Origin of the sequence: Sedimentibacter sp. zth1 (assembly GCF_017352195.1) — a bacterium.
Taxonomy (GTDB): Bacteria; Bacillota; Clostridia; order Tissierellales; family Sedimentibacteraceae; genus UBA1535.
Map to the genome: position 1 here is coordinate 72,953 of NZ_CP071445.1, position 19,457 is coordinate 92,409.

Below are 19,457 nucleotides of genomic sequence, written 5' to 3' on the forward strand. Positions count from 1 at the left end.
ATATATTTCTACAAAATACGACATTAAAGCTATAAATGTTGGAATGTAAAGACTTTGTTAAAAAAATAACTTGTTATTAAAAATGTACTGTCAGTTTTTGAACAGTACATTTTTTTTGATTATTTTTATAAAAAGTTGTAAACGTTTGCAAATCTAAAAAACACTTTTCTACTTAATTAAAATTAGTTTTTTGACATTTAAAGTGATTAAAAAATCATTAGTGTTTTGGCATGAACTTTGCATATTGCATAATTGTATAGATGTAACATAATAAAGCAATTAGAGGAGGCTTAGTATGAGTTTAATATACAATTTTCCTTTGAAGATGCATGTAGGTGCACCATGCAAAGCTATAGTAAATGTAGATGAACTTATTAAAAGAGGACAGTGTATAGCAGTTCCGGAAGGCTTAGGAGCAAAAATACATTCTAGTGTAACTGGAAAAGTAAAAGATTTCAATGATAAATTTATTTTGATAGAAGCAGATAAAGAACAATCAGAAGATTATGTCAAAATAAAAGATTGCGAAACGTTAAAAGATATTTGTTTTGAGGCCGGCATAGTTGGTGCAGGTGGAGCTGGTTTTCCTACTCATATTAAAGTAGGAACAGAATTAAAGGCTGGATACATAATAGCTAATTGTGTAGAATGTGAACCTGTTTTATGTCACAATATCACAATGATAGAACAAAATCCTGAACTTGTTGTAAAAGGAATTAAATATGCCATGGAAGCTACTAAAGCTACACATGGTGTTATAGGTATCAAAGAGAAGAATCAAAATGCTATTAAAGCATTAGAAAAGATTTTACCAAATTATAAAGATATCACAATTAAAACTCTTCCTAATTTATACCCTATGGGAGAAGAAAGAGCATTAATTCATGAAATTTTTGATAAATGGCTTGAGCCAACACAATTACCTATTGAAGCAAACTGCGTAATTTTAAATGCAGAGACATTGGCTAATATTGTTAGAGCAGTTGAAGATAAGAAGCCTGTCATAGATAAGGATGTTACTGTTGGTGGAAAATTAGTAAATGGTAAAAAGCAAAATGTGTTTTTCAATACTCCAATTGGCACACCAGTTAAGGAAATGATTGAAAAATGTGGTGGAATAGATGGAGAATATGGTGAAGTAATTATAGGTGGACCTTATACTGGTTCAGCAGGAAATATAGAGGAAGGTGTTGTTACAAAAACAACTGGAGGAATAATAGTAACTATTCCATTCCCTAAATATGAAGGAAAGCTTGGACTTTTAGTTTGTGCTTGTGGAGCTAATGAAGATAGACTTAGAGACATAGCATCAAAAATGGGTTCAGAAGTTGTAGCAGCAGTACCATGTAAAAACGTAGAGGTTATAAAAGGAGCAAATAAATGTAAAACTCCAGGAACATGACCTGGGCAAACAGCTGTAGTTTTACAGCTAAAACAAGCAGGAGCTAAAAGAATTCTTATATCAAATTGTAGTGATTGTACAAATACAGTTATGAATAGTGCTCCACAATTAGGACTTGGTGTTTACCATCATACTGACCATACATTTAGAACTGTTGATCACGAGTTATCAAGAAGATTAGAGTTATAATATATAATTAATTTATAAAAGGAGAGTGCAAAATGTCATTAAGCGCTGAACATGTAGAAGAAATAAAAACAGAACTAGCAATTGTTTGTTGTAGAATTGAAGCTGGTAATGTTATAGGTGCAGAAAACTTAGAAGACCCAGCAATCTTTGATGATTTACAAGATTCAGGCCTTTTAAAAGTACCTGCAGATTGTTTAAGAATAGAACAAGTAATAGGTGCAAAATTAACTAAAACAATTGACTCTTTAACACCTTTAACTCCTGATATATTAGAAGGAATTAAAGAAGCAAGCGTTAAAAAAGTTGAAATTAAAGTTGATGAAAATGCAAAGGCAGTTTTAAAATATAACAAAAAGTCTGGGGATGTAGTAGAAGCTCAAGATTTTGAAAATCCAATGCATTTTGAAAAAATGATAGATTCTAATTTGTTCAAAATAGATGATGAAGTATTAACTATAAAAGATGTTATAGGAAAAAAATTAAATAAGGATGTAGTAGCATTAACACCAGTTGTAGGAGAAATGATAGAGGGCTTTGTTCCTAAAAAAGCAGATAAACCAACAAACTATGTTAGATCAGCTACAAATAGTGGAGTTATGAGAATAAAAATAGACGAAGGTAAAGGAATTGATATTCAAATACCATTAAATGTCATAGCACAAGGTGGATTTGAGCAAGAGGTTGAATGTGGAGATGTTGCTTACAATCAAGTAGCAGCTACAGAAGTAAAAGAAGTGCAAAATGGAAGTTTTGTACAAGAACCAAAAGAAATAAGAAAATTATTAAAGAAACATCATAAAATTACAGAAGTTAAATTTGGTAAAGAAACTAAAATAGAAGGTTCTACTCTATATATTAGAAAAAGTATTTGTAAAGATGCAGTTAAAGGTAGTGAATTAGTAAAAGACATAAAAATTGAAATTATCACACCTAATGAATATAACAAATATAGTGAAACTATCATGGATGTTCAACCGATAGCTACTAAAGAGAAAGATTGCCAAGTTGGTAGTGGTGTTACAAGGATGTTAGATGGTGTAATCATGATGGTAACAGGCATTGACGAAGATGGAGTTCAAATAGGTGAATTTGGTTCTTCAGAAGGTATATTGGAAGAAAATATTATGTGGGGTAGACCGGGTGCACCAGATAATGGTGATATCTTTATTAAAACACAAGTTACAATAGTTGCTGGAACAAATATGGAAAGACCAGGTCCATATGCTGCTCATAAGGTTTCTGATATAATTACTCAAGAAATAAGAGATTTTATGAAAGAAGCAGACGATTCATTATTTGAATCTAATGAAGAAGTTATACAATACAGAAGACCTGGAAAGAAAAAAGTAGTTATAGTTAAAGAAATAATGGGTCAAGGTGCAATGCATGATAACTTAATATTGCCTGTTGAACCAGTAGGTGTTTTAGGAGGAAAGCCTAACGTTGATTTAGGTAATGTTCCAGTTATGTTATCTCCACTTGAAGTATTAGATGGAGGAATTCATGCTCTTACTTGTATAGGACCTGCATCTAAAGAATGTTCAAGACACTATTTTAGAGAACCATTAGTTATAGAAGCTATGAATGATGAAAATATAGATTTATGTGGAGTTATATTTGTTGGTAGCCCTCAAATAAATGCTGAAAAATTCTATGTATCTGAAAGACTTGGAATGATGGTTGAAGCATTAGATGTTGATGGAGCGGTAGTAACAACTGAAGGATTTGGAAACAACCATATTGATTTTGCTAGTCACATCGAGCAAATTGGTATGAGGGGAGTAGAAGTTGTTGGTATGTCGTTCTGTGGAGTTCAAGGTGCGTTAGTTGTTGGTAACAAATACATGAAACACATGGTAGATAACAACAAATCCGAAGAAGGAATCGAAAACGAAGTATTAGGTTGCAATACACTATGCAAAGAAGATGCATTAAGAGCACTATCAATGTTAAAATCAGCTCTTGATGGAGATGAAGTTAAAGCTCCTGAAAGAAAATGGAATGCTAATGTAAAAGAAAGTAACTTAGACTTAATTGGAAATTCTTTAAATGATAAAATTGATAGAGTAGCTAATGAAACTAGTATTCCACTTAGTGAAAAAAGAAAAAAGAAAATGGGTGGAAATCAATAATAGATGAAACATAAGAGGTAAATATGAAATATTGTGATAACTTAATTGAAATGAAAGGCATCATCACAGAAGTTCATGATGGTTGTGTTGCTATTGAATTCAAAGGAAGACTTGGAACACTTAGAATTCCAAAGAGAATGCTTATTTCAGATTATGAATTAAAGGAAGGCTTAGAGATAGGACTTAAAATGAGTTTTATAGAAGTGCTTTCAGATAAAATAGATGAAAAATATAAAAAAAATATAGAAGCAAAAAAAGAAAGGTGTGAATAAAGTGAAAGGATTACAATCAGAAATATTTGTCCCTATAACTCCTAAATCTGTGTGGACACCAGTTACAAAAGAGTTAAAGGATATGAAAATAGCTTTTGCTACAGCAGCAGGAGTGCATTTAAAAAGTGAAAAAAGATTTAACCTTGCAGGAGATTTTACTTATAGATTAATACCAGGGGATACAAAAACAGATGACTTAATGGTATCACATGGTGGATATGACAATGGTGATGTTAACAAAGACATCAACTGTATGTTCCCCCTTGATAGATTAAGAGAGTTAAAAGCTGAAGGTTTTATAGGTGATATAGCACCAACTCATGTAGGATTCATGGGTGGTGGTGGAAACCAAGAAAAATTTAAACATGAAACTGGTCCAGCAATCGCTAAAATATTAAAAGATGAGGGAGTAGATGCAGTTGTTTTAACTGCTGGCTGAGGTACTTGTCACCGTTCTAGTGTACTAGTTCAAAGAGCCATAGAAGAAGCAGGTATACCTACTATAATAATAGCGGCATTACCTCCAGTAGTTAGGCAAGCTGGAACTCCAAGAGCAGTTGCACCATTAGTTCCAATGGGAGCAAATGCTGGAGAACCACACAATGTTGAAATGCAGACTGCTATATTGAAAGATACATTGCAACAATTAGTTAAAATAGAAACACCTGGTAAAATTATTTCATTACCATATGAATATGTAGCAAGAGTTTAGTATTATGAAAAAAGAAATTAGTAAATTAACAATTAAGGTATTTAGTATAGATGATGTCATATTAGGCGAAAGCACATATATAGCAAAAAACGTACTGAGCTTAAATAAAAGTGTAGTAAGTAAGGCACATGATAATTTTACTAATTATATTAAATCAATAAATATTGATATTATAAAAAAAGAAAATAGAAATATTTTTGTTAACTCCATAATGGATTTTATTCCTATATCTACTAAGGTTTTAGGCAAAGTAGGTGAAGGTATTACGCATACATTAACAGGTGTGTGCGTAATGCTAACTGGAGTTGATGAAAAAGGCATACAAGTTGCTGAGTTTGGTTCATCAGAGGGTATATTAAATAAACATGTAATTTTAAATACTCCTGGCACTCCAAGTGATACAGATATTATAATTCATGTTGATGTTGTTTTATACGAAGGTATGGGAACAGTTAGAAAAGCTATATTATCATCTCACTTAGCATGTGATATCATAATTCAAGAAATAAGAGAATGTATGAAAAAACTCAATGGAAGAAGTTGTGATGAGAAAAAAGACTTTATCCACACCATTGATGACTCGAATATGAATATTGCAATAATAAAGCAAGTGGCTGGACAAGGGGCAATGTATGATACTCATGTGTTACCTAGTGAGCCTTGTGGCGTAAAAGGTGGGAAATCAGTAATAGACATGGGTAACTTGCCAATTGTATTAACACCCAATGAATACAGAGATGGTGCTATACGAGCAATGTATTAGAAAGCAGGTAATATAATGGGAATAGGTCCATCTACTAAAGAAACAACATTACATCACTTTAAAGATCCACTACTTGATGTTGTATCAAAAGATAGTGAAGTAAATCTTATGGGAGTTATAATAGTTGGAACACCTCAAGCAAATGAAGAAAAATACTTTGTTGGTAGAAGAGTGGCTTCAATTTGTCAGTCGATGAATTTAGATGGTTGTATAATTTCTGTTGATGGTTTTGGCAATAGTCATGTTGATTTTGCCAATACGATAGAGGAAATAGCTAGTAAAGACATATCGGTAGTAGGTATGAGCTTTATAGGAACGCAGGGTAGTTTTGTTACGACTAATGAGTATATGGATACCATAGTCGATTTAAATAAATCAATTGATGGAATCGAAACATTGAGAGTCGGAGAAAATTCATCAGTAGAATTAGATGCTAAAAAGGCAATAGCAATGTTAAAACTCAAAATTCGGAGGAGTATAAAATGATAATAAAAAAATCACTTCAGGCTATAGATTCTCATACAATGGGAGAACCTACTAGAATTATAACAAGTGGTATTCCAAAAATACATGGAAAAACAATGGCAGAAAAAAAACAATACTTAGCAAAAAAATTAGATTATATAAGAACTGCAGTTATGAATGAACCAAGAGGACACAATGATATGTTTGGATCAATCCTTATGGAACCTATATCTGATGATGCTGATTTTGGTATAGTGTTTATGGATGGTGGAGGATACCTAAATATGTGTGGACACGGTTCTATTGGTGCTGCTTCAGCAATTGTTGAAACAGGAATGGTAGATGTAGTTGAACCTATAACAAAGGTAGTGCTTGAATCACCAGCAGGACTTATAAAAGCTGATGTAAGAGTAGAAAATGATAAAGTAAAAGAAGCAACAATTACAAATGTACCTTCGTTTTTATATAAACGCGATTTAAAAATAAATGTACCTGAAGTTGGAGAAGTTACATTGGACATTTCATTTGGTGGTAGTTTTTTTGCAATAGTAAGTATAGAGCAACCAAACTTGAATTTTAAAATTTGTCCTGAAAATTCACAAATGATTAAAGAAATAGGTATTAAAATTAGAGATGAAGTAAATAAAAGTATAATTGTTTCTCATCCATATTTAACACATATAAAAACTGTAGATTTGGTTGAGTTTTATGGTCCAAGTAAAAATCCAAAAGCTTCTCTTCAAAATGTTGTTGTATTTGGAGCAGGACAAGTTGATAGGTCTCCTTGCGGAACAGGAACAAGCGCTAAGATAGCAACTTTATTTTCAAAAGGTATATTGAAAATTAATGAAGAATTTGTATATGAAAGTATAACAGGAACATTATTTAAAGCTAAAGCTATTGATGAAATAAAAGTTGGAGAGTATAATGGTATAGTTCCACAAATTACAGGAAAAGCATATATTACAGGATTTAACCATTTTGTTATAGATGAAGATGATCCATTGAAATATGGTTTTAAATTAGGATAAATATATTTTTACAACTAAATTTGTGAAAAATTATACAATGATATGGAGGATATTATGAAGAAATTAGCTTTTTTAGGCGGAAACTTAATTGATGGTACAGGAAAAGACTTAATTAAAAATTCTCTTGTATTAGTTGAAGGCAAAAAAATAGTTTACGCAGGTAGCATGAAAGAAATTTCAAGCGATTATGAGAATATAGATATAACAGGAAAAACTATAATGCCAGGTTTGATAGATACACACTTACATTTTAGTGGTAACTTAACTGACAGTGATAGTGATTGGGTACTTGAAGATGTTGTACAGAAAACAGTAGTAGCAGTACAACAAGCACATGAATGCCTTGAAAACGGTTTAACTACTGTTGGAGAAATATCTCGTTCAGGTATTGCAATCAGAGATATGGTTGAAGCAGGAGTTATGCAAGGACCAAGAGTTGTAACTTCAGGACTTGGATTTTGTAGAACAGCAGGACATGGAGATAGCCATAAACTTCCATATAGCTATAATCATGATTCTCATCCATGGGCTGAGAGAGTTGATGGACCATGGGATTTAAGAAAAGCTGTAAGACATAGACTTAGAGATAATCCAGATGCAATAAAAATATGGTCAACAGGTGGTGGAATTTGGAGATGGGATAGGAAATTGGACCAACACTATACATTAGAAGAAATACAAGCAGTAGTAGATGAATGTAACATGGTTGGAATTCCAGTATGGTCACACGCTGAAGGATATGGTGGAGCATTAGATAGCTGTAAAGCTGGAGTACATCTTATCATTCATGGTCAAACATTAAATGAAGAATGTTTAGACATTATGGCTGAAAAAGGAATTTATTTCTGTCCAACAATCCAGTTCTTAAATGAATGGTTTAAAACTTATGCTCCACCTTACAATCCAGAGGTACATGATAAATTCCCTGGAGATACAGTTGCAGAAAAAGAATTGAATAGAGTATATGCTAATCTTAGACGTGCGAAAGAAAAAGGAATAGTTCTAACAATTGGCTCTGATTCATTCTGTTCAAGCTTAACACCTTATGGAACTACAGCAATAGGAGAAATGTATTCTTTCAATGAGAAAGCACATATTAGCAATATGGATGTTATAGTAGCAGCAACAAAATCAGGTGCGGAAATGCTTAAGGTTGGAGATATAACAGGAACGCTTGAAGAAGGTAAATTTGCGGATTTATTAGTAATTGAAGGAAATCCACTTGAAAACATTAGAACTATAAGTGTTGAAAATATGGAAGTTATATTAAAAGAAGGAACATTTGTAAAAAATAATTTATAAAAAATAATTTAATAATAAACTAATAAAAATACATTTTTACTAATTAAAAGGTAAAAATGTATTTTTGTTTATACATAACATAATGTACTAAAATAATTAAAAATGAAAATGGGAATTAATATTAATATAAATATAGTAACTAAAGGATAAAAATGATGAAAAAATTATTTAGCTTATGTTTAATAATATTGACCTTATTTTTGGTTATTTTTACGGATTTAAGTATTGAAAAAAAAGTAGAAAGTAATAATGAAGAATTGCATAAAACAAAGGTCATAAATGATATTACATTAAAAGAAGTTGAATGGTTAACTGTGGAAAAGAAAAATTACATTGAAATTGACTATGAGGGTGCGAATATTAGAACAAGATATAATACTCCAGAGGGATTTCAAAGAGAAACAATTAAAGAAGGAAGTTTTGCGGATTATTTAGCAAACAAAAAATTAAAAAATTATGGATATAAAGCTTTATATTACAATGGAAGAATAAAATCCAATAAAAATATTTATGATAGTGTTTTGGACTACAATATAGGCAATCAAAATTTACATCAAGCAGCTGATGCAATAATGTTTTTGAAAGCAGATTATCTATTTAACAAAGGATTTTACAATGACATAAGTTTTAGTTTTGTCAATGGGTTTAAAGCTGAGTATAGTAAATGGATGGCAGGATACAGAATAAAGGTTAGAGATAACGAAGCATCGTATCATAAGTGTAAAGAACAAATTTGTACCTATGAAGATTTTCTAAAATACATGAATATGATTTTTGCATATTGTAGTACAATTTCACTTAAAAAGGATTTAACACCGGTGCGAATCCATGAAATGCAAGTTGGCGATGTTTTTATAAATTCAGAAACAGTAGGCCATGCAGCTATAGTAGTGGATATGGCGATAAACTATGAAACTGGAGAAAAATTATTTATGTTAGCGCAAAGCGGAACACCAGCACAGCAAACACAAATACTTATAAATATAAATGACGCTACAATTAGTCCGTGGTATAGTATTGATTTTGGGAATGAGCTAATTACCCCAGAATGGACATTTTCATCCACTGAGCTTATGAGATTTAAAAAGTAAGTTAAAAATATTTTAAGAATTATACCTATTATATTTTAATAAATGATAGGTATAATTTTTTTATAAGCAAAATAGAAATGGTGTGTTATACTATAATTGAAAGAGGTGGTTAAATGAAAATACTTGTTTGTGATGATGAGGTTGAAATCGTAGAAGCAATTGAAATCTATCTATCGAATGAAGGATACCAAATATTTAAGGCATACAATGGTAAAGAGGCGCTACAAATATTAAGTGAACAAGAAGTGCATCTGATTATAATGGATATTATGATGCCTGAAATGAATGGAATTATAGCAACAAAGAAAATAAGAGAAAAATACAATATTCCAGTTATAATGTTATCGGCTAAATCTGAGGATACTGATAAAATAATAGGACTAAACCTAGGAGCCGATGATTATATAACAAAGCCATTTAATCCATTAGAACTAATTGCTAGAGTTAAATCACAATTAAGGCGTTATACTATGTTAGGAAATTATGTTATAAAAACAGGTATATATAAGGTTGGTGAATTAATAATTGATGATGAACAAAAACAAGTAACAGTTGATGGAGATATAGTAAAGCTTACACCAGTTGAGTATAAAATATTATTATTGCTTATACAAAATCAAGGAAAAGTGTTTTCAATTGACAATATATACGAGAGTGTATGGAATGAGCCTTCATATAGTGCTGAAAATACAGTAGCAGTGCATATAAGAAGAATTCGTGAAAAAATTGAAATCAATCCTAAAAAACCTAAATATTTGAAGGTGGTGTGGGGAGTTGGCTACAAAATTGAAAAAAATCAATAGAAGCATATTTTTAAAAATAGTTGCATATTTAATTATAATTATTTGTAGCTTCACATTTATATTACTTGGGTTTAAATTTGTAGACCATGATGAAGATATTGAATCAATATTTCAAAAAGATTTTCTTAAAAGCTATAAGCTGTGTAAAATTTATAGAGATTATGTTTATAGAATAAAAGATCTCATGGAAGATAATGAAGAAGATTTAGATTATAGCTATAAGTTAAATAAACTTAAAAATACTAAAGGTATGTATTTTTATGTAACAAATGGAGTTGAAACAGTTACTAACGTAGAAGAATATGACAGAAATTTTTTTATGAATCAGAAAACATATTTATTGATAAGCGATAATGATATAACTATAAATCCGAAAATTGAGAGTATCATTGATAATGACATAGATTACTACTTTAATTCAATGTTAAGAAATTTTGATAATACTGATTGTAAAATAAGCATTGCTTTTGCAAATGAGTTTATCGCTCCGTTAGAGGAAACATGGGCTGAATCAACAAGAAATAGTACAATATTAGTTTGTATTTTAGTTTTATTATTGCTGATTTCAACTATAGCTTTTATATACCTAGTAATTACAACAGGGAAAAAAGCAACTGATGAATTAATACATTTGAACTATTTTGACAGGTTATTTACAGATTTTAATTTAATAATAATAATATTGATTATAAGTTTAACAGTTAGTTTTTTAGGTGATAATGATTTGTATGATTATTTTATGAGATATGTTATTGCAAGTGTCGTAACTACATCTTTGGGTATTACTATATTATTGCATTTATCACTAGTAAGGCATATGAAAAATGGAACACTCATAAAGAAAACATTGATTTATACAGTGCTTCATAAAATTCATTCTGTTACATTATCAATTTTCAATGCAGGTTCTTTGATGGTAAAATCAATATTTATTTTAGCTATTTTTACAACAGCTTGTATTATAGGTACACTATTTTTCCCTCTAATATTTTTAGTATTTGCAGTAGCAATTTATTTTGTCTATGTAAATGTACAAAAATTTATTAAGCTTCGAGTTGGAGTAAACAATATTAAGGATGGAAATTTGAAAGAAAAAATATACATTAAGGGTAATGGTGAATTAGCCAAGATTGCGAACAATATAAATTCTATATCTGAGGGTTTAGAAAAAGCTGTATACAATGAGGTGAAAAGTGAAAGATTGAAAACTGAATTAATCAGTAATGTATCACATGATATTAAAACACCGTTAACGTCTATCATAAATTATGTTGATTTACTTAAAAGAGAGAATATTGAATCAGAAAACGCAAAAAAATATCTTAATATATTAGACAATAAGTCACAAAGACTTAAAATATTGACAGCTGATTTATTTGAAGCAGCTAAAGCTACCAGTGGTAACATGCCTGTTAACTTTGACAAGGTTGATGTGTATTCATTAATCCAGCAAGGACTTGGAGAATTAGAAGATAAGGTTGAAAAATCTAAGCTTATTTTCAAACTCGGTATTATAGAAAACAAAATATATGTTAAAGCTGATGGAAGACTTTTGTGGAGAGTTATTGAAAATTTATTTTCTAATGTATTTAAGTATGCACTTGGTGGTTCGAGAGTTTATATAGACTTTATAGATAATGTAGATGAGAAAAATGTTGCAATTATAATAAAAAACATTTCGTCATATGAATTAAATGTTGAAGCTGAAGAGTTGATGGAAAGATTTAAAAGAGCTGATGAGTCAAGAAATACTGAGGGTAGCGGTTTAGGACTTGCGATAGCTAAAAATTTACTAGAACTTCAAAATGGAGAACTAAGACTTGAAATTGATGGAGATTTATTCAAGGCAATAGTGCTAATACCTAAGTATGATGAACATCGCAAACAAAATAATAGTGAAAAAAATAATTTGGATAAAATCAAGTAATTGCCAAATTCACTGCAATCTAATTATAAGTTGCAGTGAATTTTTTATATACTAGGAAAGTTCTATTTCTAGTATATAAAAAATGAGTTGCGACTATTGGAAAATTATTATATAATAGAATGATTATTTATATAAAATTTCAAATTTTGTAAATGATATAATTATAAAATCATCATAGAAAATGTATATTTAATAGTTTATAAAATAAACAATAATATAATAAATTAAATTTTATACTGTTAATACAGTTAGTATATTTAGGAGGAAAAAAATGAGTGTAAGATTGAGATTTGCACCAAGTCCAACAGGATATTTACATATAGGTGGACTAAGAACAGCTTTATATGATTTTTTATATGCTAAAGGACATGACGGAAAATATATATTAAGAATAGAGGATACTGACCAAACAAGATATGTTGAGGGTGCAGTAGAAAACTTGATAAGTTCTTTAACATGGGCTGGTATTGTTCATGATGAAGGTGTATTTATTGAAAATGGTAAAATAGTTCAGAAAGGTGAATTCGGTCCATATATTCAATCTGAAAGATTAGATATATATAAAAAATATATTCAAATCCTTTTAGATAAAGGATATGCATACTATTGCTTCTGTACAAAAGAAAGATTAGATGAAGTTCGTGAAAAACAACGTGCAGAAGGCAAAACACCAATGTACGATAGACATTGTAGAAATATGTCAAAAGAAGAAGTTCAAAATCGTATAGATGCTGGACAAGAATATGTTATTAGACTTGTAGTTCCAGATAATAAAGACATAACATGGACTGATCCCGTAAAAGGGCAAATAACTATAAATTCATCAGAAGTTGATGACCAAGTATTAATTAAATCTGATGGGTTTCCAACATACCATTTTGCAGTTGTTATTGATGACCACTTGATGGGTATAACACATGCAGTTAGAGGAGAAGAATGGTTAACATCAACACCAAAGCAAAAGCTATTATATGATTATTTTGGTTTTGAAATGCCTCAATTTATTCATCTTCCAACAGTATTAAACAAGGATAGAAAAAAACTTAGTAAGCGTCAAGGCGATGTTGCTACATCCGATTTTAAAGATAAAGGATATTTACCGGAAGCACTTGTTAACTATTTAGCGCTTGTTGGTTGGAGCCCTAAAGACAATAAAGAATTACTTTCAATGGATGAATTGATTGCAGAATTTGATTTTGACAGAGTTTCTAAAACAGGTGGTATATTTGATGTAGATAAATTAAATTTTATAAACAATCACTATATCAAAGAATCTGATGCAAAAAGAATAGCTGAAATAGCCGTGCCAAGCATAGTAAAAGCAGGACTTATGACAGAAGAACAAACAAAAGATAGATTTGATTGGATAGTGTTAGTGACAGATGCTTTAAAAGAACGACTAAACTATGTGTCAGAAATAGTTAGTCACATGAATATATTCTTTGGTGATACTGTAACATTTGAAACAGACGAAGCAGAAGCAATTGTTAAACAAGAGCACGTTAAAGGTTTGTTAGAAGCATTTATAGCAGAACTAGATGCAATTGATGATATAGATGAAGAATTCACTAAAAATATATTCAATATATTAAAAAAGAAAACTGGAGCAAAAGGTAAAAACTTATTTATGCCAGTGAGGTGTGCTGTTACAGGTCAACAACATGGTCCTGATATGGGTAAAATATTGATAGCTTTAGGAAAAGAAAAAACTATCAATAGGCTGAAGGAATTAGTAACAAGATTATAATGTTAGAGGTGATTAGGTATGAAACTATACAACACATTAACTAGAAAAATAGACGATTTTAAATCAATTGAAGAAAACAAGGTAAAAATGTATACCTGTGGACCGACGGTTTACAATTATGCTCATATTGGAAACCTAAGAACTTATATTCATGAAGATATACTTGAAAAATCTTTAGAATATGTTGGATATGATGTGAAAAGAGTTATGAATATAACAGACGTAGGACACCTAGAATCAGATGCTGATGATGGTGAAGACAAAATGCTAAAAGGTGCAATAAGAGAGCATAAAACAATTTTAGAAATAGCAGAACATTATACTAACGCTTTTTTTAGTGATTCTGAAAAGTTAAATATTAAAAAACCTTCTATTATTGGAAAAGCTACAGATTATATAAATGATTATATAGAATTTGTTAAAGTTTTAGAGAAAAAAGGATTTACTTATTTTGCAAATGGAAATGTTTATTTTGATATTTCTAAAAAATCTGATTATACAAAATTATCTAGACTAGATTTAGATACATTGCAAACTGCTGTTAGAGATAATGTAACAGAAGACTTACACAAGAAGAATCCACAAGATTTTGTACTATGGTTTACTAAATCAAAGTTTGAAAATCAAGCTCTAAAATGGGATTCTCCATGGGGTGTAGGTTATCCAGGATGGCATATTGAGTGTTCAGTTATTTCACTTAAAAATTTAGGTGAGCAAATGGATATACATTGTGGAGGAGTTGATCATATTCCTGTACATCATACCAATGAAATAGCTCAAACAGAAAGCTACACAGGTAAAGATTGGGTAAATTATTGGTGGCATGCCGAGCATTTACTTGATTTAGAAGGTAAAATGAGTAAATCAAAGGGAAAAGTACTTACAGTTAGCTTGTTAGAAGAAAAAGGATTCAATCCAGTTGCTTATAGATATTATGTACTTAATTCGCATTATAGAAAACAATTAACTTTTTCATTTGAATCGTTAAAGCAAGCTGAATCTGGTTATAAAAAATTAAAAAATAGAATAAAAGTTGTAAAAGACAGAAATTCAAAAGAAGAATTAACTGATAATGTTATTACTTACAAACGAAATTTCAAATCATGTATAGAGGATGATTTAAATACGGCAAATGCCATAACAGTATTGTATGACGTGTTAAAAGCTGAAGATTTAAATGATAATGAAAAATTATATCTTGTAGAAGATTTTGAAAAAGTATTATCATTAAGTTTACTTGAAGAACCAAAGATTGAAGATGTTAATTCAGATGAAGTTAAAATGATAGAAGAGCTTATTGAAAAAAGAAAAGAAGCTAAGAAAAATAAAGATTTTCAATTAGCAGATAAAATAAGAAATGAGCTTTTAAATAAAGGCATACAGATAAAAGACACAAGAGAAGGCGTAACTTGGAGTAGAATTTAATATGAATAATTTAGAAGAATTAAACAAAAATAAAAAAGATACGAACAATAAATTACAGCTACATTCACCTGCACAGCTAGCCTTTGCAGGTGATGCTGTATATGAAATGCTTGTACGTGCGTATATAGTTGAAAAATTTGATTACAACGTAAACAAAATGCACAGAGAAGCTATAAAATTTGTTAAGGCTGCTTCTCAAGCAAAGTTTATTAAAGAACTTGACGAAGTTTTGACAGAAGATGAAAAGAAAATAGTTAAACGAGGAAGAAATGCGAAAGTCACTTCTGCACCTAAAAATCAAGATATGATTGATTATAGATATGCAACAGGATTTGAAGCACTTTTTGGACACTTATACTTAAAAAGTGAAAATGAAAGAATAATGTTTTTATTTGATAAAATAATAAACATGGTTTATAAAAAGGATGATGTTAAATGAGAAAAATAGAAGGTAAAAACCCTGTATTTGAAGCATTGAATGGGGATACGGTTGTAGATACAATTTATATAAACAAAGAAATGGCTGAAGGAATGGTATCTAAAATTACTAAATTGGCTAAAGAAAGAAATATACCAATTAAATATGTAGACAAGGACAAACTTATGAAACTTTCAGAAGGTGGAAGGCATCAGGGTGTTATTGCAGTTGCTGAAGAATTTGAATATAAAGAAATAAATGATATTTTAGAGCTTGCAAATAAGAAAAATGAAAAACCATTTGTTATAATACTTGACGAAATAACAGATGTTCATAATCTTGGTGCGGTTATAAGAACTGCGGAATGCTTGGGCGCTCATGGCGTTATTATACCAAAAAGAAGAGCAGCAAGTGTAAATAGTGTTGTTGCTAAAACATCTGCTGGTGCTGTTGAATATCTACCAGTAGCTAGAGTAACTAATATAAATCAAGCAATAGAAGAACTAAAAGAAAAAGGTTTATGGATATATGGTGCTGATATGCTTGGAGAAAAATATATTAACGAAGAAAAACTAGATGGAGCAATCGGAATAGTTATAGGAAATGAAGGTAAAGGTATAAGTAGATTAACAAAAGAAAAATGCGATACCTTAATAAAAATACCAATGAAAGGCAATATAACTAGTTTAAATGCCTCTTGCGCAGCATCAATTATAATATATGAAGTGTTAAGGCAGAGAGGAATATAATATGGCTAGAACTAAGAAAGAGTATCTATTTATTGATGGATATAATATAACAAATCAATGGAAGACTTTAAGAAATTATACCGATAGTATTGAAAATAGCAGAAATAAGCTTATAGAAGGGCTTATTGAGTACAAAGCATATAGAGGTATCAATGTTATAGTTGTGTTTGATGCTCATTTAGTTAAAGGTAGCAATGAAAAAAAAGAAATAATAGCAGGTGTTGAAGTTGTATATACAAAAGAGCATGAAACAGCTGATAGCTATATTGAAAGAGAAGTAACTAGGCTTGGTAGAGATGAAATTGTTCAAGTTGCTACATCGGACAATGCAATTCAAGAGATTGTTATAGCGAGGGGTGGAACAAGATTATCTGCTGAGGAAATGTTTCAAGAAATAAGCAGAACCAAACAAGAGATAAAAAGGAAAACTGACAGCAATAACAATAATAATACAAAATTAGCCAACATGCTCGACAATAAAACCCTTGAGAAATTAGAAAAAATAAGAAGAATGATAGATTAACTTGACTCGTAAAAAATGGTAGTTATATAATGTATTTAATGTACTATATTGTTTTTATTTAGGGGGAAACATTGTGGTTGATAATACAGTGTCAAATATTAATAAAAATACATTATATGATGAGTTAGATGATGAAGAATTAATTACTTTAATAAAAAAGGGCGATATATTTGCAGAAGAATGCTTGTATGGTAGGTATATTCGTACGATAAGAAAAATTATTTCACCGTTTTTTTTGATAGGCGCAGATAAGGATGATTTGTTACAAGAAGGTATGCTTGGTTTGTATAAGGCCATAAATGAATACAAAACTAACAAACAGTGTTCATTTAAAAGCTATGCGTCATTATGTATCAAACGACATATAATCACTATTATTAGAAGTTCAACAAGACAAAAACATAATCCTCTCAATAATTATGTTTCTTTTAATATGTTATTATGTGATAGCAATGGTATATATATTTTAGATACTATTGCTAATAACTATTGTGACAATCCGGAAAGTATTATTATTCTCAATGAAAATAAGAGAAAATTAAATTTTATAATCAATAAAAATTTAAGCAATTTTGAAAAGAAGGTTATTTCATGTTACATTTCGGGGTTATCATACCATGAAGCATCAATTATCTTGGAAACAGATGAGAAATCTATAGACAATGCCTTACAAAGAATAAAGAAAAAAATGAGAGAACAATTAGATGTATGTGAGGTATAAGTTAAATTTAATTTATTTGCCTATGTGGCACAGGCGGTAGCGCATTTGCATGGTAAGCAAAAGGTCACCGGTTCAAGTCCGGTCGTAGGCTCCAGAATTTTTTTAAAATAGATGTAAAGTGAGTATTTTGTCGAATACTTGCTTTACATTAAATATTGAATAATAATTATTAAAATAAATATTGAAACTTACTTTTTATTTTGGTATAATGTTTTCAATTAGACACTAGTCCAAATAATAAATTAAATATATTATTGCTATTATGAACTTGTAAGCTGGAATCAGATATATTAATTTTAGAAAAGAAAGTTAAAAATATCAGTAAATATGCTGATTTTCAGATTCCAATTTAGAAAAGCAATGAATTTCAGGAGGAGAAATAAATGGCAAAGCAAAAATATGAAAGAAATAAACCCCATGTTAACATAGGTACAATTGGCCACGTTGACCATGGTAAGACAACATTAACAGCAGCGATCACAACTGTATTAAACGCAAGATATGGTTCAGGCGAAGCAGTAGCATTTGACAACATAGATAAAGCACCAGAAGAAAGAGAAAGAGGAATCACAATATCAACAGCACACGTTGAGTATGAAACTCCAAACAGACACTATGCACACGTTGACTGCCCAGGCCATGCTGACTATGTAAAGAACATGATAACAGGAGCAGCACAAATGGATGGTGGAATATTAGTTGTATCAGCAGCTGATGGACCAATGCCACAAACAAGAGAGCACATCTTATTATCAAGACAAGTTGGTGTTCCACAATTAGTAGTATTTTTAAATAAAGAAGATATGGTTGACGATCCAGAGTTAATCGAATTAGTAGAAATGGAAATCAGAGAATTATTATCAGAATATGACTTTGATGGAGATAATACACCAATCGTTATAGGATCAGCATTAAAAGCATTAGAAGATCCAAGTAGCGAGTGGGGAGATAAAATAGTAAAATTAATGGAAGCAGTTGATGAAACAATTCCAACTCCAGAAAGAGACGCAGACAAACCATTCCTAATGCCAGTAGAAGACGTATTCTCAATCACAGGTAGAGGAACAGTTGCAACAGGAAGAGTTGAAAGAGGAGTATTAAAAGTACAAGATAAAGTTCATATAGTAGGATTATCAGAAAAACCAACAGAAACTGTATGTACAGGAGTAGAAATGTTCAGAAAATTATTGGATCAAGCAGAAGCAGGAGACAATATCGGAGCATTATTAAGAGGAGTTCAAAGAAGTGATGTTGAAAGAGGTCAAGTTTTAGCGCACCCAGGAACAATAACACCACATACAAACTTCTTAGGAGAGGTATATGTATTAACTAAAGAAGAGGGTGGAAGACATACACCATTCTTCAAAGGATACAGACCACAATTCTATTTCAGAACAACTGATGTAACTGGATCAATCGAGTTACCAGAAGGCGTAGAAATGGTAATGCCAGGAGACAATGCAACATTTGAAGTAGATCTAATCACTCCAATCGCAATGGATGAAGGATTAAGATTTGCTATCAGAGAAGGCGGAAGAACAGTAGGTTCTGGAGTTGTTTCTAAAATCTTAAAATAAGAATATAGATAATTTTAAAATTAATTAAGGTTAAGGGATTAATTTTTCTCTTAACCTTGATGTTTTATAAAAAGCTTTAATAAATTTATTTTAATCATATTTAAGTGAATATAAACAAATAAATTTTAAAAAATGATTGACATGTTTGAAAAACTATGATAACTTATTATAGGTAATTATATAAGAAAAGTTATGCTAGTAGGATACA

At 30.3% G+C, this 19,457-nt stretch carries 18 protein-coding genes and 1 tRNA gene; all 19 read left to right on the forward strand.

Annotated features, from left to right (window positions below; translation table 11 throughout):
- Positions 1-295: 295 nt before the first annotated feature.
- A complete protein-coding gene (gene prdC / locus JYG23_RS00355) occupies positions 296-1,591 on the forward strand; it encodes a proline reductase-associated electron transfer protein PrdC (protein WP_242631600.1) in 1,296 nt (431 codons plus the stop codon).
- A gap of 32 nt (positions 1,592-1,623) precedes the next feature.
- Positions 1,624-3,723, forward strand: coding sequence for a D-proline reductase (dithiol) proprotein PrdA (gene prdA, locus JYG23_RS00365; RefSeq protein WP_207236486.1), 2,100 nt, complete (start codon positions 1,624-1,626; stop codon positions 3,721-3,723).
- A 23-nt stretch (positions 3,724-3,746) separates the two neighbouring features.
- Positions 3,747-3,995 carry a CBO2463/CBO2479 domain-containing protein gene (locus tag JYG23_RS00370; RefSeq protein ID WP_207236487.1) on the forward strand — a complete coding sequence of 83 codons (249 nt, stop codon included), beginning with the start codon at positions 3,747-3,749 and terminating at the stop codon, positions 3,993-3,995.
- The gene (prdB, locus tag JYG23_RS00375) at positions 3,988-4,707 is read left to right on the forward strand and encodes a D-proline reductase (dithiol) protein PrdB (protein WP_207236488.1); all 720 of its coding nucleotides are present in this window, start codon (positions 3,988-3,990) and stop codon (positions 4,705-4,707) included. The genes JYG23_RS00370 and prdB overlap by 8 nt, the downstream gene beginning before the upstream one ends.
- Positions 4,708-4,711: 4 nt before the next feature.
- Positions 4,712-5,470, forward strand: coding sequence for a proline reductase cluster protein PrdD (gene prdD, locus JYG23_RS00380; RefSeq protein WP_207236489.1), 759 nt, complete (start codon positions 4,712-4,714; stop codon positions 5,468-5,470).
- Positions 5,471-5,485: 15 nt separating this feature from the next.
- Entirely contained in the window at positions 5,486-5,956 is a 471-nt protein-coding gene (locus JYG23_RS00385) for a glycine/sarcosine/betaine reductase component B subunit (RefSeq protein ID WP_207236490.1), read from the forward strand.
- On the forward strand, positions 5,953-6,966 hold the full coding sequence (locus tag JYG23_RS00390) for a proline racemase family protein (RefSeq protein WP_207236491.1): 1,014 nt from the start codon (positions 5,953-5,955) through the stop codon (positions 6,964-6,966). The genes JYG23_RS00385 and JYG23_RS00390 overlap by 4 nt, the downstream gene beginning before the upstream one ends.
- A 54-nt stretch (positions 6,967-7,020) precedes the next feature.
- Positions 7,021-8,268, forward strand: coding sequence for an amidohydrolase family protein (locus JYG23_RS00395; RefSeq protein WP_207236492.1), 1,248 nt, complete (start codon positions 7,021-7,023; stop codon positions 8,266-8,268).
- 155 nt (positions 8,269-8,423) lie between these two features.
- Complete coding sequence (locus tag JYG23_RS00400) at positions 8,424-9,359, forward strand: DUF4846 domain-containing protein (protein WP_242631601.1); 936 nt, start codon at positions 8,424-8,426, stop codon at positions 9,357-9,359.
- A gap of 113 nt (positions 9,360-9,472) precedes the next feature.
- Positions 9,473-10,162 (forward strand): response regulator transcription factor, encoded by a 690-nt coding sequence (locus tag JYG23_RS00405; RefSeq protein ID WP_207236493.1) that lies wholly within the window; start codon positions 9,473-9,475, stop codon positions 10,160-10,162.
- A complete protein-coding gene (locus JYG23_RS00410) occupies positions 10,134-12,089 on the forward strand; it encodes a HAMP domain-containing sensor histidine kinase (protein WP_207236494.1) in 1,956 nt (651 codons plus the stop codon). The genes JYG23_RS00405 and JYG23_RS00410 overlap by 29 nt, the downstream gene beginning before the upstream one ends.
- Before the next feature lie 271 nt (positions 12,090-12,360).
- Positions 12,361-13,836 (forward strand): glutamate--tRNA ligase, encoded by a 1,476-nt coding sequence (gene gltX / locus JYG23_RS00415; protein ID WP_207236495.1) that lies wholly within the window; start codon positions 12,361-12,363, stop codon positions 13,834-13,836.
- Positions 13,837-13,854: 18 nt separating this feature from the next.
- Positions 13,855-15,261 carry a cysteine--tRNA ligase gene (gene cysS / locus JYG23_RS00420; protein ID WP_207236496.1) on the forward strand — a complete coding sequence of 469 codons (1,407 nt, stop codon included), beginning with the start codon at positions 13,855-13,857 and terminating at the stop codon, positions 15,259-15,261.
- A gap of 1 nt (position 15,262) precedes the next feature.
- A complete protein-coding gene (locus JYG23_RS00425; protein ID WP_207236497.1) occupies positions 15,263-15,700 on the forward strand; it encodes a Mini-ribonuclease 3 in 438 nt (145 codons plus the stop codon).
- The gene (gene rlmB / locus JYG23_RS00430) at positions 15,697-16,428 is read left to right on the forward strand and encodes a 23S rRNA (guanosine(2251)-2'-O)-methyltransferase RlmB (protein ID WP_207236498.1); all 732 of its coding nucleotides are present in this window, start codon (positions 15,697-15,699) and stop codon (positions 16,426-16,428) included. Before JYG23_RS00425 ends, rlmB begins: the two co-directional genes overlap by 4 nt.
- Position 16,429: 1 nt before the next feature.
- Entirely contained in the window at positions 16,430-16,951 is a 522-nt protein-coding gene (locus JYG23_RS00435; protein ID WP_207236499.1) for an NYN domain-containing protein, read from the forward strand.
- 73 nt (positions 16,952-17,024) lie between these two features.
- A complete protein-coding gene (locus JYG23_RS00440) occupies positions 17,025-17,672 on the forward strand; it encodes a sigma-70 family RNA polymerase sigma factor (RefSeq protein WP_207236500.1) in 648 nt (215 codons plus the stop codon).
- An 18-nt stretch (positions 17,673-17,690) separates the two neighbouring features.
- Positions 17,691-17,766, forward strand: a tRNA-Thr gene (locus JYG23_RS00445).
- Between the two features lie 289 nt (positions 17,767-18,055).
- A complete protein-coding gene (gene tuf / locus JYG23_RS00450) occupies positions 18,056-19,249 on the forward strand; it encodes an elongation factor Tu (protein ID WP_207236501.1) in 1,194 nt (397 codons plus the stop codon).
- The last annotated feature ends 208 nt before the right edge of the window (positions 19,250-19,457 follow it).

Excerpts from the sequence above, each read along its gene's own strand:
- JYG23_RS00390 (WP_207236491.1), top strand. The coding sequence starts at position 5,953 with ATGATAATAAAAAAATCACTTCAGGCTATAGATTCTCATACAATGGGA.
- gltX (WP_207236495.1), top strand. The coding sequence starts at position 12,361 with ATGAGTGTAAGATTGAGATTTGCACCAAGTCCAACAGGATATTTACAT.
- JYG23_RS00405 (WP_207236493.1), top strand. The coding sequence starts at position 9,473 with ATGAAAATACTTGTTTGTGATGATGAGGTTGAAATCGTAGAAGCAATT.
- JYG23_RS00370 (WP_207236487.1), top strand. The coding sequence starts at position 3,747 with ATGAAATATTGTGATAACTTAATTGAAATGAAAGGCATCATCACAGAA.
- tuf (WP_207236501.1), top strand. The coding sequence starts at position 18,056 with ATGGCAAAGCAAAAATATGAAAGAAATAAACCCCATGTTAACATAGGT.
- JYG23_RS00385 (WP_207236490.1), top strand. The coding sequence starts at position 5,486 with ATGGGAATAGGTCCATCTACTAAAGAAACAACATTACATCACTTTAAA.
- JYG23_RS00425 (WP_207236497.1), top strand. The coding sequence starts at position 15,263 with ATGAATAATTTAGAAGAATTAAACAAAAATAAAAAAGATACGAACAAT.
- JYG23_RS00435 (WP_207236499.1), top strand. The coding sequence starts at position 16,430 with ATGGCTAGAACTAAGAAAGAGTATCTATTTATTGATGGATATAATATA.
- cysS (WP_207236496.1), top strand. The coding sequence starts at position 13,855 with ATGAAACTATACAACACATTAACTAGAAAAATAGACGATTTTAAATCA.
- rlmB (WP_207236498.1), top strand. The coding sequence starts at position 15,697 with ATGAGAAAAATAGAAGGTAAAAACCCTGTATTTGAAGCATTGAATGGG.
- prdA (WP_207236486.1), top strand. The coding sequence starts at position 1,624 with ATGTCATTAAGCGCTGAACATGTAGAAGAAATAAAAACAGAACTAGCA.
- prdD (WP_207236489.1), top strand. The coding sequence starts at position 4,712 with ATGAAAAAAGAAATTAGTAAATTAACAATTAAGGTATTTAGTATAGAT.
- JYG23_RS00400 (WP_242631601.1), top strand. The coding sequence starts at position 8,424 with ATGAAAAAATTATTTAGCTTATGTTTAATAATATTGACCTTATTTTTG.
- JYG23_RS00395 (WP_207236492.1), top strand. The coding sequence starts at position 7,021 with ATGAAGAAATTAGCTTTTTTAGGCGGAAACTTAATTGATGGTACAGGA.